Annotated in this window: 9 protein-coding genes; 3 read left to right on the forward strand and 6 right to left on the reverse strand. The window is 66.1% G+C overall.

The annotated features are described in order from the left end of the window. Positions 1-114: 114 nt before the first annotated feature. A complete protein-coding gene (locus AAFF32_RS07775) occupies positions 115-570 on the reverse strand; it encodes a DUF721 domain-containing protein (protein ID WP_216960217.1) in 456 nt (151 codons plus the stop codon). On the opposite strand from AAFF32_RS07775, the gene AAFF32_RS07780 reads away from it, so the two are divergent. The 3 genes from AAFF32_RS07780 to AAFF32_RS07790 all read left to right on the forward strand — a co-directional run bounded on the left by AAFF32_RS07780 (position 569) and on the right by AAFF32_RS07790 (position 5,564). Beyond that, entirely contained in the window at positions 569-1,492 is a 924-nt protein-coding gene (locus tag AAFF32_RS07780; protein WP_342316992.1) for a M23 family metallopeptidase, read from the forward strand. The two genes, AAFF32_RS07775 and AAFF32_RS07780, sit on opposite strands and share 2 nt — an antisense overlap. A gap of 268 nt (positions 1,493-1,760) precedes the next feature. Beyond that, positions 1,761-4,490, forward strand: a complete 2,730-nt coding sequence (secA, locus tag AAFF32_RS07785; protein ID WP_342316993.1) for a preprotein translocase subunit SecA — start codon at positions 1,761-1,763, stop codon at positions 4,488-4,490. A 75-nt stretch (positions 4,491-4,565) separates the two neighbouring features. Further along, positions 4,566-5,564 carry a Nudix family hydrolase gene (locus AAFF32_RS07790; RefSeq protein ID WP_342316994.1) on the forward strand — a complete coding sequence of 333 codons (999 nt, stop codon included), beginning with the start codon at positions 4,566-4,568 and terminating at the stop codon, positions 5,562-5,564. A 26-nt stretch (positions 5,565-5,590) separates the two neighbouring features. Here the strand turns inward: AAFF32_RS07790 and coaE are convergent, their stop codons facing one another. The 5 genes from coaE to AAFF32_RS07815 all read right to left on the reverse strand — a co-directional run bounded on the left by coaE (position 5,591) and on the right by AAFF32_RS07815 (position 13,296). Beyond that, entirely contained in the window at positions 5,591-6,208 is a 618-nt protein-coding gene (coaE, locus tag AAFF32_RS07795) for a dephospho-CoA kinase (protein ID WP_342316995.1), read from the reverse strand. Positions 6,209-6,263: 55 nt separating this feature from the next. Next, positions 6,264-7,127 carry an A24 family peptidase gene (locus AAFF32_RS07800; protein WP_216960201.1) on the reverse strand — a complete coding sequence of 288 codons (864 nt, stop codon included), beginning with the start codon at positions 7,125-7,127 and terminating at the stop codon, positions 6,264-6,266. A 45-nt stretch (positions 7,128-7,172) separates the two neighbouring features. Next, positions 7,173-8,432 carry a type II secretion system F family protein gene (locus AAFF32_RS07805; RefSeq protein ID WP_216960198.1) on the reverse strand — a complete coding sequence of 420 codons (1,260 nt, stop codon included), beginning with the start codon at positions 8,430-8,432 and terminating at the stop codon, positions 7,173-7,175. Positions 8,433-8,435: 3 nt separating this feature from the next. Further along, a complete protein-coding gene (pilB, locus tag AAFF32_RS07810) occupies positions 8,436-10,157 on the reverse strand; it encodes a type IV-A pilus assembly ATPase PilB (RefSeq protein WP_342316996.1) in 1,722 nt (573 codons plus the stop codon). A 97-nt stretch (positions 10,158-10,254) separates the two neighbouring features. After that, on the reverse strand, positions 10,255-13,296 hold the full coding sequence (locus AAFF32_RS07815; protein ID WP_342316997.1) for a fused MFS/spermidine synthase: 3,042 nt from the start codon (positions 13,294-13,296) through the stop codon (positions 10,255-10,257). Positions 13,297-13,350 lie beyond the last annotated feature (54 nt).

The following is a 13,350-nucleotide window of genomic DNA, read 5'->3' on the forward strand; positions in this document are numbered from 1 at the left end:
TCTTCCGAAATGTTTCCAACCCTTTAACAAGTTCAAAGGGTTAGGCATTTAGCATGCCCCCGACCCTGGCGTATCGGCGTCCGCGGCAATAACCCTGCCAAAGTCGACGTGAGCTCAGGTCGGGTCGCTGGAGCCGGAGGAGTCCGGGTCCTTCAGTGATTCCAAGGCTGCCTGCAGAGCTTGCAGTGCAGCCGCAGAGATGGGTTTGGCGTTCCGGCCAGATTGCGGGGAGGCAGTCACCGGCGTTGTCGTTTTGACGATGAGTTCAGCCGCATCCAGCCCGATGGAACGGGCCGCGTCGAGCAGTTCAGGGGCAGCGAGCCGCATCTTGGCTCGCCACACCGGGGCATCGACGACAAACACGAGCCGGCCGCGTTCGTAATTGGCCAGTCGCGCATGCGCGGCCAAAGAAGGCGGCAGGAGTGGGCGAAACCGTTGGTCCAGTTCGTCAAGCCACATGGCACGACGCACCGGACCGCCAGCGGGCTCGGCGAGGAGCGCATCCAGCGCATTTCGCGGAGTCGAAGGGTGGCCTTTGGGCGACCTGGGCTTGGAATCAGAACTAGACATGACTTATTCGACCATCGTAAACAAATCCCGCACGCACCTGTCGCATTGGCTTGCGCGCGCCGGCCACTGGGGCGCACAGCGCCCGGGCCTCGCGATCGCGCTCCTGCTGGGCACGGGCACGGCGCTGGGGGCCGGCGTCAGCCTGGCCGACAACGCCATGCTGCGCAGCAAGGCCGAGAAGCAGGAAGCGCTGATAGCGGTAACCCGTCGCGACGCGCAGCGCGAGATCAACGCCCTGGCCGCCCGCATGGGCGAGCTGCAGGCCGAGGCCAACCGCCTCAATGCCCTGGGCGAACGCCTGACCCGCATCGGTCAGCTGCAGGACGGCGAGTTCGATTTCGACAAGCCGGTCGGCGTCGGCGGCGTCGGCCCGGTCCGCGACATGACCAAGACCGAGCTCGACGACGGCATGGCCACGCTGGGCGCTCAGTTCAAGGCGTCGGGCGAGCAGCTCTCCGTGCTGGAATCGCTGCTGTTCAACCGCCAGCTCGACATGAACGCCGTGCCGGGCCGCGAGCCGATCGCCAACAGCTACATCACCTCCGGCTTCGGCGGCCGCGCCGACCCCTTCAGCGGCGGCCATGCCAACCACAAGGGCATCGACTTCAAGGCCAACGTGGGCGACCCGGTGCTGTCCGTCGCCGACGGCGTGGTCAGCTACTCGGGCGTGCGCTCGGGCTATGGCAACGTCATCGAGGTCGATCACGGCAACGGCTACGTCACCCGCTACGCCCACAACTCGCGTCTGACCCGCAAGGTCGGCGAACTGGTCCGGGCTGGGCAGGAGATCGCCAAGGCCGGCTCCACGGGCCGTTCGACCGGCGCCCACGTCCACTTCGAGGTGTGGGAAGACGGCCGCGTCGTGAATCCGCGCAAGTTTCTCAGCCAGCAGTCGCCGCTGAAGATGGAGATCAACGGCTGAGGTCGCCGCGACCCGCCCCAAGGCGGGTTGCGAAGGCGGTCGCGGATCGCGCCACGGCCGGTCAGCCGCGCCTTGCAAGCACGGGCCGGTGTCCCCACGCTACAATCGGCGTGGCCACAGTTCAGGCTCGATACGATCGGGGCGCGCGGCGCCCCGATTTCGTTTGAGCCGACCAGACTTCCTTCGGGGAACTCATCGGCGGACGCGGACTCTGAATGCGTCCTGCCCCGCCGGTTTCCCTGTTCCGCTTCCCGGACCCCAGTACTCCATGTTCAACAGCCTGCTTACCCGTGTCTTTGGCAGCCGCAACGAACGCCTGCTGCGCCAACTGCAACGATCCGTCCTCAAGATCAACGCCCTCGAAGGGGAGATGCAGAAGCTCTCCGACGAGGAGCTGCAGGCCAAGACTCCGGAATTCCAGAAGCGCATCGCCGACGGCGAATCGCTGGACAAGATCCTCCCTGAGGCCTTCGCCGTCTGCCGCGAGGCATCCAAGCGCGTGCTCGGCATGCGCCATTACGACGTCCAGCTGATCGGCGGCATGGTCCTGCACCTGGGCAAGATCGCCGAGATGCGCACGGGCGAGGGCAAGACCCTGGTGGCGACCCTGCCGGTCTACCTCAACGCGCTGGAAGGCAAGGGCGTCCACGTCGTCACCGTGAACGACTACCTGGCCCGCCGCGACTCGGCCTGGATGGGCCGCCTGTACAACTGGCTGGGCCTGTCGGTCGGCGTCGTCTACCCGGGCATGCCGCACGGCGACAAGCACGCGGCCTATGGCGCGGACATCACCTACGGCACCAACAACGAATTCGGCTTCGACTACCTGCGCGACAACATGGCGCTGTCGAAGGAAGACCGCTTCCAGCGTGGCCTTCATTACGCGATCGTCGACGAAGTCGACTCGATCCTGATCGACGAGGCGCGCACGCCGCTGATCATTTCCGGCCCGGCCGACGAGTCGCCGGAGCTGTACATCAAGGTCAACCGCCTCGTTCCGCAGCTCACCCGCCAGGCGACGGAAGACAGCGAAGGCGACTACTGGGTCGACGAGAAGAGCAAGCAGGTGCACCTGTCCGAAGCCGGCCAGGAACTCGCCGAGAGCCTGCTGCGCCAGGCGGGCATCCTGCAGGGCGACGACGACGCGCTGTACGGCGCGCAGAACCTGAGCGTGGTCCATCACCTCAATGCCGCCATGCGCGCGCATGCGATCTACCAGCGCGACGTGGACTACATCGTCCGCGATGGCGAAGTCGTGATCGTCGACGAATTCACCGGCCGCACGCTGCCGGGCCGCCGCTGGTCGGACGGCCTGCACCAGGCGGTGGAAGCGAAGGAAGGCGTGCCGGTCCAGCGCGAGAACCAGACGCTGGCGAGCATCACCTTCCAGAACCTGTTCCGCATGTACAAGAAGCTGTCCGGCATGACCGGTACGGCCGATACGGAAGCCTACGAGTTCCAGACCATCTACGGCCTGGAAGTCATCGTGATTCCGCCCAACAGGCCGGTGCAGCGGAAGGACCATCCGGACGCGGTGTTCCTCAACCGCAACGGCAAGTACCGCGCGGTGCTGAACGAGATCAAGGACGCCAACGCGCGCAAGCAGCCGGTGCTGGTCGGCACGACCTCGATCGAAGTGTCGGAAATGCTCAGCCAGCAGCTGCGCGATGCCGGCATCCACCACGAAGTGCTCAACGCCAAGCAGCACGAGCGCGAAGCGCAGATCGTCGCGCAGGCGGGCCGTCCGGGTGCGATCACCATCGCCACCAACATGGCCGGTCGCGGTACCGACATCGTGCTGGGCGGTTCGCTGGAGAACGAAGTCTCCGAACTCGAAGCCAAGAACGGCGGCGAGATCGACGAAGTCACCAAGGCCCGCCTGAAATCCGAATGGCAGGCGCGCCACGAAGCGGTCAAGGCCGCCGGCGGCCTGCACATCGTCGGCACCGAGCGCCACGAGAGCCGCCGCATCGACAACCAGCTGCGCGGCCGCGCCGGTCGCCAGGGCGACCCGGGCTCCTCGCGCTTCTACCTGTCGCTCGAAGACAACCTGATGCGCATCTTCGCGGCCGACTGGGTGCAGCGCGTGATGGCGCGCATGGGCCTGAAGGAAGACGACATCATCGAAAGCCCGCTGGTGACCAAGCAGATCGCCAACGCGCAGCGCAAGGTCGAGGCCCACAACTTCGACATCCGCAAGAACCTGCTGGACTTCGACGACGTCAACAACGACCAGCGCAAGGTCATCTACTCCCAGCGCGATGAGCTGCTGGAAGCCGAGAGCGTGCAGGACAACGTGGAAGGCATCCGCGGCGACGTCGTCGCCGACACGGTCGCGCGCTTCGTGCCGCTGAACTCCATCGACGAGCAGTGGGACCTGCCGGGCCTGCAGTCCACGCTGGAGGAGGAATTCGGCGTGCAGATGGACCTGGTCGGGATCGCGAAGCAGCGCGACGAGCTCGACGCGGAGACCATCGAGCGCCTGGTGCAGGAAGAGGTCGAGAAGCACTTCGGCCAGCGCGAGACGCAGCTCGGCGGCGAGACCATGCGCCTGCTCGAGAAGCACATCATGCTCAACGTGCTCGACCAGAACTGGAAGGAGCACCTGGCGCGCATGGATTACCTGCGTCAGGGCATCCACCTGCGCGGTTACGCGCAGAAGCAGCCGAAGCAGGAATACAAGAAGGAAGCCTTCGAGCTGTTCTCCGAAATGCTGGAGAAGGTGAAGCGCGAGGTCGTCGGCCTGCTGGCGCGCGTGCGCATCCGCAGCGAGGAAGAGATCGCCGCAATGGAAGCGCAGGAGCGCGCGGCTGCGGAAGCGCAGGCGCGGCAGATGCAGTTCCAGCACGCCGATGTGGGCGGTTACGGCGCCGATGAAGAAGCCGCGCAGGCGCGTGCCGCGGGCGGTGGCGACGTGTTCGCCAACGTCGGCCGCAACGATCCCTGCCCCTGCGGCAGCGGCAAGAAGTACAAGCACTGCCATGGGCAGATCGCCTGACGGCAGCCGCTCCAGACGCCCTCTCCCGTACGCGGGGGAGGGTAGGTCGCAGGGTCTGAACGCCCTGGTTTCCCGATGAGCATCCAGGCGCCCCACCCGCATCCGCTGTCGGCGCCATCGCCGGTCGGTTCGCTGCGCCAGGTGGAAGTCGTCGCCGGCGTCATCCGCGATGCGCGCGGTCGTGTGTTGCTCACCCGTCGCACCGAAGGCCGTGACCTGGCCGGCTTGTGGGAGTTTCCCGGCGGCAAGCACGAGCCCGGGGAATCCGCCGAGGACGCACTGGCGCGTGAGCTGCACGAGGAGCTCGGCATCGAGGTCGAGATCGGCACCGCGCTGATCAACGTGCCGCAGCGCTATCCCGACAAACGCCTGCGCCTGGATGTGCGCAACATCGCCGCATGGCGAGGTCATGCACGAGGCCGCGAGGGCCAGGCGCTGGTCTGGGTGCCGCCGCAGAAACTTCCCAGCTATTCGATGCCGCCCGCCGACCGTCCCGTGGTCGCCGCGCTGCTGCAGCCGGCGCACTATCTGGTCACCCCGCCGCCGGGCGATGGCGACGAGGTCTGGCTGGCGCAACTGGAGCAGGCGCTGGCGAACGGCGTCCGTCGCGTCCAACTGCGTGCTCCCGGACTCGACGCGACGCGCTGGCGTTCACTGGTCTCGCGCGCCGCTGCGCTTTGCCGTCAGGCCGGCGCAGAAGCGCTGGTGAGCCGTGATGCCGACCTGGCCGCGGAATTCGGCATCGGCCTGCATCTGCCCGCCGAACGCCTGCACGCGCTGTCCGCCCGGCCCCTTCCGGCCGGGTTGCCGGTGGCCGCGTCGTGCCACGGCATCGAGGATCTGCGGGCCGCACAGGCATTGGGTTGCGATTTCGCGGTCCTGGGCACGCTCAAACCCACGCCCAGCCATCCGGGCGTCGCGGGCATGGGATGGAAAGGCTTTGCCACGATGCGCGAGAGCGTCTCGCTGCCGATCTACGCCATCGGCGGCTTGAACCCGGCCGACATCGAAGAGGCGCGAGCCAACGGAGCGCAGGGCATCGCCGCCATACGCGGGCTCTGGCCGACGGTCTGAGGCCGCGTCCCGCCCCGCGTGACGCTTCAGGCGTGCGCGTTCGCCATCGCGCGGTAGCGCCGGTCGAGTGCGGCGACGTGGGCGGCGAGGGCGTCGATCGGTCCGTCGTTGACGATGACGTCGTCGGCGATCGCCAGGCGTTGGTCGCGCGTGGCCTGCGCGGCGATCATCCGTTGGGCCAGTTCCGCATCGACGTGATCGCGCGCCATGACCCGCGCGCGCTGCACATCGACGGGCACATCGACCACCAGGATGCGCGACAGCCACGGGTAGGCCTCGCGACCGCCGCCTTCGGCCAGCAACGGGATCGCGGCGATCGCGTACGTCCCCGTCGCCTCGGCGCACGCCTGGAGCAGGGCGGTGCGCACGCGGGGATGGATGATGGATTCCAGGCGCCGGCGTGCGGCCTCGTCGCCGAACACATGGCGACGCATGGCGGCACGGTCCAGGCTGCCGTCGGCGGCGAGCACGTCGGCGCCGAACGCGGCGACCACTTCCGCAAGCCCGTCGGAGCCGGGCGCGACCGCAAGGCGCGAGGCGAGGTCGGCGTCGGCCACGGCAATGCCGAGCGCCTCGAAGCGCCGGGTGACTTCACTCTTCCCGGAGGCGATGCCTCCGGTGATGCCGACGATGAACTCGCTCATGGACCAGGACGCAGCCGCGGAACCGCTAGGGTAAACCGGCGCGCGACGGCCCGGTCTACTTCAGGCCGGCGTACTGCATGTACGTGCCGACGAGTTCCTTGCCCCAGAAGAAGGTGATCCAGCCGGCGATGGCCAGGTACGGGCCGAAGGGGATCGGCGTCGCGCGGTCACGGCCCTTCATCGCAAGCCAGATCGAACCGACCACGGCGCCCACCACGGAGGAGAGCAGGATGGTCGGCAGGATGCCCTTGAGCCCGGTCCATGCGCCGATCGCGGCCAGCAGCTTGAAGTCGCCGTGCCCCATGCCTTCCTTGCCGGTGAGCTGCTTGAACAGCCACCACACGATCCAGAGGCTGAGGTAGCCCGCCACCGCGCCGAGCAACGCCGGCTTGGCCGGGAAGTACAGGTTGTCCGACGCGGCGATGAGTCCCAGCCACATCAATGGCAGCGTCAGCTGGTCCGGCAGCAACTGCGTGCGCAGGTCGATGCCCGACAGCACGATCAGGAAACAGGTGAAGACGATCGCGCCGAATCCCTGCCAGCCGAAGCCGAACTTCCACACGCTGGCCAGCACCAGCAGCATCGTCAGCATTTCCACCAACGGGTACTGCGGCGAGATCGGCGCCTTGCAGTTGCGGCACTTTCCGCGCAGCGCGAGGTAGCTGAACACCGGGATGTTCTCGTACCACGACAGCTGGTGCTTGCAGTGCGGGCAGTGTGACCGCTCCACCACGATGCCCGGTGGCGGCGGATCGTAGGTGTCGGGCTCGCCGAGCACCTCCCGGCTGTCGCGCCGCCACTGCCACTCCAGCCGCTTGGGCAGGCGCAGGATGACCACGTTGAGGAAGCTGCCGACCAGCAGGCCGAGTCCGGCCGCCAGCGGATAGCCGATGGCGGGGTTTTGATCGAGGAATGCCATGCGTGGGATTGTGCCCGAAGTCCTGTCCGACGGAATCCTGGGGCGTCAGCCCACGACCGCGCCGAGCTTGAAGATAGGCAGGTACATGGCCACCACCATGCCGCCGACGACCACGCCGAGGAACACCATGATCATCGGCTCCAGCAGGCTCGACAGCGCGTCCACCGCGTTGTTGACTTCCTGCTCGTAGAACTCGGCGACCTTGAACAGCATGGTGTCCAGCGCACCGGCTTCTTCACCGATGGCGGTCATCTGCACGACCATGTGCGGGAACACGTTGACCTGCTTCATCGCCATGTTGACCGGGTAGCCGACCGAAACGTCGTCGCGGATGTTGCGCACCGCGTCTTCGTAAACCACGTTGCCGGTCGCGCCGGCGACGATGTCCAGTGCCTCCACCAGTGGCACGCCCGCCTTGAAGGTCACCGCCAGCGTGCGCGAGAAGCGGGCGACGGCGGAGTTGTGCAGGATCTGGCCCACTACTGGCAGCTTCAGAATCATCCGGTCGAGGAAGCGTGAGAACGCCACGGATCGGTTCTTCGCCATGACGAAGGCGACGATGGTGCCCACAACGATCATCAGCACCAGCCACCAATAAGCGACCATGAAGTCGCTCATCGAGATCACCATCTTGGTGAACGCTGGCAGGTCCGCGCCGAAGCTCTTGAACACGCTCTCGAACTGGGGCACCACGAAGACGAGCAGGATCGACGACACGATCAGCGCCACCGCGACCACCGCGGCGGGGTAGAACATCGCCTTCTTGATCTTGCCCTTCAGGGCTTCGATGTTTTCCTTGTACGTGGCGACCGTGTCGAGCACGGTCTCCAGCACGCCCGCGCCTTCACCGGCCTTGACCAGGTTGCGGTAGAGCTCGTCGAACTGGACCGGGTGCTTGCTCAGCGATTCGTACAGGGAGGAGCCGCTCTCCAGATCCGACCGGATCGAGTTGAGCATCGTCGTCATACGCGGATTCTTGTTGCCGTTCGCGATGATCTCGATGGCGCCGACGATCGGCACACCCGACTTCATCATCGTTGCCAGCTGGCGGCTGAAGATCGCGATGTCGAGCGGGGTGATGCGACGGCCGGCACCGCCCAGCAGTGGCTTGCCCTTGGGCTTGACCGTGCGCGGCGTGATGCCCTGGCGGCGGAGTTCGGCGCGCAGCGCGTTGGCGTTCTTCGCCGGCTGCTCGCCCTTCATCACCTTGCCGCGCTTGTCGGTGCCCTGCCAGACGAAGACACCCATCGCATTGGGGCGGCGTGTGGCGGGAGCGGTTTTGGTGGCGGTACGGGTCGCGGACATGGGTTAGTCCTTGGTTACGCGGTTGATTTCGGCAAGGCTGGTGACGCCGTTCTTCACTTTGAGCAGGGCCGACATGCGCAGGTCACGCACGCCGGACTGCTTGGCGGCTTCGGCGATGTCCAGCGCGTTGCCGCCCTGCAGGATGATGGCCTGGATCTTTTCGGTCATCGGCATGACCTGGTAGATGCCGGTGCGGCCCTTGTAGCCTTCGGTGCAGTCGGAGCAGCCGACCGCCTCGTAGATCTTGATGCCCGCTTCGACTTCCTTGTGGGTGAAGCCTTCGGCCAGCAGGGCGTGCTCCGGCAGATGCACTTCCTGCTTGCAGTCGTGCAGTCGGCGCGCAAGGCGCTGGGCGATGATCAGCGTCACCGACGAGGTGATGTTGTAGGGCGCGATGCCCATGTTCATCAGGCGCGAGACGGTCTGCGGGGCATCGTTGGTGTGCAGCGTGGAGAGCACGAGGTGACCGGTCTGCGCGGCCTTCACCGCGATCTCCGCCGTCTCCAGGTCGCGGATTTCGCCGACCATCACCACGTCCGGGTCCTGTCGCAGGAAGCTGCGCAGCGCGGCGGCGAAGGTCATGCCGCGCTTGACGTTCATCTGCACTTGGTTGATGCCCGGCACGCGGATTTCGACCGGGTCTTCGACGGTGGAGATGTTGCGCTGTTCCTCGTTGAGGATGTTCAGGCCCGTGTACAGCGACACCGTCTTGCCGGAGCCGGTGGGGCCGGTGACGAGCACCATGCCGTAAGGCTTGGCCAGCGCCTGTTCGTACAGCGCGCGCTGATCGTCCTCGTAACCCAGCTTGTCGATGCCGAGCTTGGCCGCGCTGCCGTCGAGGATACGCAGCACCACTTTCTCGCCGAACAGCGTGGGCAGCGTGCTGACGCGGAAGTCGACCTGCTTGGTCTTGGAGATGTTGAGCTTGATGCGGCCGTCCTGCGGCACGCGCTTTTCGGCGATGTCGAGCTGCGACATCACCTTCAGTCGCGCGGCGATGCGGCCGGACAGATTGGTCGGCACCTTGGTGACCTGCTTGAGCAGGCCGTCGATGCGCAGGCGAACGCGGTATTCGGTTTCGTAGGGCTCGAAGTGGATGTCCGACGCGCCGCGGCGGATCGCGTCCACCAGCACCTTGTTGACGAACTTCACGACCGGCGTGTCGTCGGTCTTGACGTCGACGGTGTTGTCGGCGGCGATGTCATCGCCACCGGAGATGTCGAGGTTCTCCAGCCCTTCGTCGTTGCCGACGGTGTCGGCGAGGTTGTCGCTGACCTCCAGCCACTTCTCGATGCAGCGCTGGATCTGGTCCTCGCTGATCAGGATCGGTTCGATCGCGAGGTTGCTCTGGAACTTGATTTCGTCCAGCGCCAGCGTGTTGGTCGGATCCGAGACGCCAACGAACAGGCGGTTGCCGCGCTTGTACAGCGGCAGGATCTGATGCTTGCGGACGAGCGATTCGCTGACCAGCTTGATGGCCGACTGCGAAGCGTCGAGCACCGTGGCATCGAACAACGGCACGCCGAACTCGATCGAGTTGGCGGCCGCAAGCTGGCCTGGCGTGACGAGACGTTTTTCGGCGAGGTAGGCGGTGATCGGTTGCTTGGCCGCGGTGGCGGCGGCGAGCGCCTGCCGTGCCGCGTTGTCGTCCAACGCCCCGTCCATGACCAGGCGCCGGGCAATGCCGGTGATCCCCACCAGGTTGGCGGTAGCAGCTACGTTCATGGTGGCCCCCAGGTACTTCCCCACTGGGGAATGTACATCAATCCTTTGCCGAGGGCCGGCACTGTTTCACGTAATACGCTTCGCGACGAACCGGGGGCTAACGTCCCCCGGCTGCCGTGGCCTGTTCACCGGGAACGCCACGTTCTCCCGCCGCCAGCGAGCGCACCAGACGGATCGGGATCTGATCGCTGACCTTGCGCGCGATCTTGCCGCCGTACTTTGCGTCCAGGGCCTGGCTGAGCTGCGGGTTCTGGAGGCGGTAGGCCGCGAACTGCATCGCACCCCAGACGTAGTAACTGGCGTTGCCGTTGCTCAAGATGAATCCGGCGTTGGGGCCGCCGAGCAGGCGATCTCCCGCTTCGATCACAGCGACATGGTCGTCGGTCGAAGTAGCCGCGAGCAGGGCGAGCGTGTCCACCACCAGCGGATGCGTCGGCTTGCAGTCGCCGAGCCAGGCCGGCTGCACCCACAGATCCTGGTTCGCCTTCGCATCCATGAACGGGATCGTTTCGATCGCGAGCGACAGCATGATCTCCGCGCTCTGCGCGGGCGTCTGGTCGAGCTTGCAGGTCTGGGCGAGGCCGCGCAGCGCCTCCAGCATCATCGCGTCGTCGCGGGCGGCGAACTCTCCCTTAATGGGGGCGCCGCTGACCAGGGCCTCACGAAGCTCGCGGGCCGCGTGGAACTTCGGATCATTGCTGAGCTCGCGGCGAGTGGCCGGCAGTTGCGATTCCAGCGAGCGGCGGGGCACGTCCGACATGCTGGCAGACACCGGCCACGGTGCCTTGAGCACATGACCGAGGTCCAGGACCATGTCGCGCTTGAAGCGCGACATCGGTGCATTCAACTGCAACACGGGGTAGTAGTCGGAATTCGCCTGCGTCGGGAACATCGCGGCGAAGGCGGCCAGGCCCTGGCGGTCCAGCACGTACGCATCCTGCAGGTCCCGCAGCGTGCCGAAGCCCACGCGCGCGAGGTCCGCACGCAGGCCCGGGTCGGAGGCAAACAGATCCTTCAGCGGCGGCACCTTGCCCTTCGGCGAGGCCACCATGATCAGATCACCCTGGTTGGCCATGTAGGCCTGGACGTCGTTGAACTCGGGGAGCATCGCCGCCAGCACCGAGCTGACGAGTGTCGGGTTGATCTCGTACAGCTGGAGCCACTGGACCAGGATGCCGTCGTCCTTGAGGTGGCGCGGAACGAACTTGTAGAACTCGGTGGAGAACAGAGAAGCGGTGCCGCCCATCCACGGATTGGACGGTTCGGAGATGATCACGTCGTACTTCTTGCGCGCCGAGGAGAAGTACGACTTCGCATCGTCGAACAGCAGGTGCGAGCGCGGATCGGTGTAGGCGCGTTCGACGCGCTCGCCGAACAGGCGCGCGCCCTCGACCATCATCGGTTCGATGTCGATGGTGTCGACCTGGCCGACGCGTTTGCTCCCCAGCAGCGTGTGGGTGGTGAGGCCCGAGCCGAAGCCGATCACGCCGACCTGGTCGACGTTGTCCTTCAGCGCCAGCGGCAGGGCGCCCGCGAGGATCATGGTGCTCTCGTCCGGGCGTGGCTCGTGCTTCAGGGATGCCGTGAGGCCGGCGTCCACCTTGCCGTTGGTGGAGATCGACATGGTCGTGCCGCCCTTGCCGTCTTCTGTTGCGTAAACCGCGACGCTCGCAGTCTTGCCGTCGCGGTAGAACAACATCTGCGTCTGGTCGCTGAGCGATGTGTTGCCCGTGCGATAGACCGAAGAAGCGAGAACGAGCGGATTGAAGTGAACGAGCGCCATGCTGGCGACCAGTGCGACCGCGGTCACCGCGCCCGCCATCGCCGGTTGCGAGAGGGCACCATTCTGGGCGGCACGGCGCAGCAGGATGATGCCGAGGATCAGATCGCCGGCCGCTGCGATCCACAGCGCCGACTTCAGGCCGACGAAGGGAAGCAGGACGTGCACGGCCAGCAGGACGCCGAGGATGGCGCCCAGCGTGTTGGCCGCGTAGACCCGGCCAATCGCGCGCTCGCCAGCGCCGCTACGCAGCAGGATGATGGTCAGCAGCGGCAGCGTCATGCCGGCGAAGAACGCGGCCGGGAACATGACGAGCAGTGAGATGATGCCGCTGGAGACGTTGTAGAGGGAGTAACCCTCATTCGAGCGCATGAGCACGCGCATCAGCCAGCCGACCCATTCGAAGGCATTGGCGTAGACGAACATCGAGCCCAGGGCCGCGACGCCCATCCAGATCTGCACCCAGCCCACCATCTTGAGCGGCGAGCGGATGCGGTCGGTGTTGCGCGCAAGCCACAGGCCGCCGAACGCGATACCGGCGATGAAGGCCGCCAGCATCAGCTCGAACGCATGGACGGTGGTGCCCAACGCGAGCGACAGCATGCGGACCCAGGTGATCTCATAGACGAACGAGGTCAGGCCGGTCACCGCCGCAGCGATGAGGATGAGCGACGGAGCGACGCCGCCGGCATCCGTCGGTGCCGAAGATGCCGTCGGTACGGTCGCCTCCTTCTTGCTGATCGGATACACCGCCATCGCGACCAGCACGTTGAGCAGGCCGGCGGTGAAGATCGTGCCCGGCAGGCCGACACGGGGCAGCAGCAGGTATGTGGCAGCGAGCGCGCCAGCGGCGGCGCCGATGCTGTTGGTGAAGTACAGGCCGGCGATGACCTTGCCGTCCGAATCCGGACGCAGGCGCAGGAAGCCGGCGCTCATCAGCGGGAAGGTCGCGCCGAGCAGGATGCACTGCGGCAGGACCAGCAGCACCGAGATCGCCCAGCGGATCGCGCCGACGGAGGCCTGACTGCCGACGCCGGGGAAGAGCACGTCGTAAGCGAGCGAGGTGGAGGCGCCGTAGATCTGGTTGAACGTCAGTCCAAGCAGGCCGATCACCAGTTCGATCACCGCATACCAGAGCAGCGGACGCTGCAGACGATCGCTCAAGCGGCTGATCAGCCATGCGCCCAATGCCATGCCGCCCATGAAGAGCAGGAGCACAAGCGATTGCGCGTACGCCGAATGTCCCAGGAACAGGCCCAGATACTGCGTCCAGATGGACTGATAGATCAGCCCCGCAAAACCCGAGGCGATGAAGATCCAGAGCAGCGCGGCTCCGTGACGTTGCGTGTTGACGGTCATTCCCCGACTTCCCCAGCCACGGTGCGTGGCTCCCGATTCGAAACTAGCAAAAAA

This window comes from Lysobacter sp. FW306-1B-D06B (assembly GCF_038446665.1).
Lineage (GTDB): Bacteria > Pseudomonadota > Gammaproteobacteria > Xanthomonadales > Xanthomonadaceae > Lysobacter_J.

Coding starts and splice junctions, on each gene's coding strand:
- AAFF32_RS07775 (WP_216960217.1), bottom strand. CDS start 570: ATGTCTAGTTCTGATTCCAAGCCCAGGTCGCCCAAAGGCCACCCTTCG.
- AAFF32_RS07805 (WP_216960198.1), bottom strand. CDS start 8,432: ATGTCCGCGACCCGTACCGCCACCAAAACCGCTCCCGCCACACGCCGC.
- AAFF32_RS07780 (WP_342316992.1), top strand. CDS start 569: ATGACTTATTCGACCATCGTAAACAAATCCCGCACGCACCTGTCGCAT.
- AAFF32_RS07790 (WP_342316994.1), top strand. CDS start 4,566: ATGAGCATCCAGGCGCCCCACCCGCATCCGCTGTCGGCGCCATCGCCG.
- pilB (WP_342316996.1), bottom strand. CDS start 10,157: ATGAACGTAGCTGCTACCGCCAACCTGGTGGGGATCACCGGCATTGCC.
- secA (WP_342316993.1), top strand. CDS start 1,761: ATGTTCAACAGCCTGCTTACCCGTGTCTTTGGCAGCCGCAACGAACGC.
- coaE (WP_342316995.1), bottom strand. CDS start 6,208: ATGAGCGAGTTCATCGTCGGCATCACCGGAGGCATCGCCTCCGGGAAG.
- AAFF32_RS07815 (WP_342316997.1), bottom strand. CDS start 13,296: ATGACCGTCAACACGCAACGTCACGGAGCCGCGCTGCTCTGGATCTTC.
- AAFF32_RS07800 (WP_216960201.1), bottom strand. CDS start 7,127: ATGGCATTCCTCGATCAAAACCCCGCCATCGGCTATCCGCTGGCGGCC.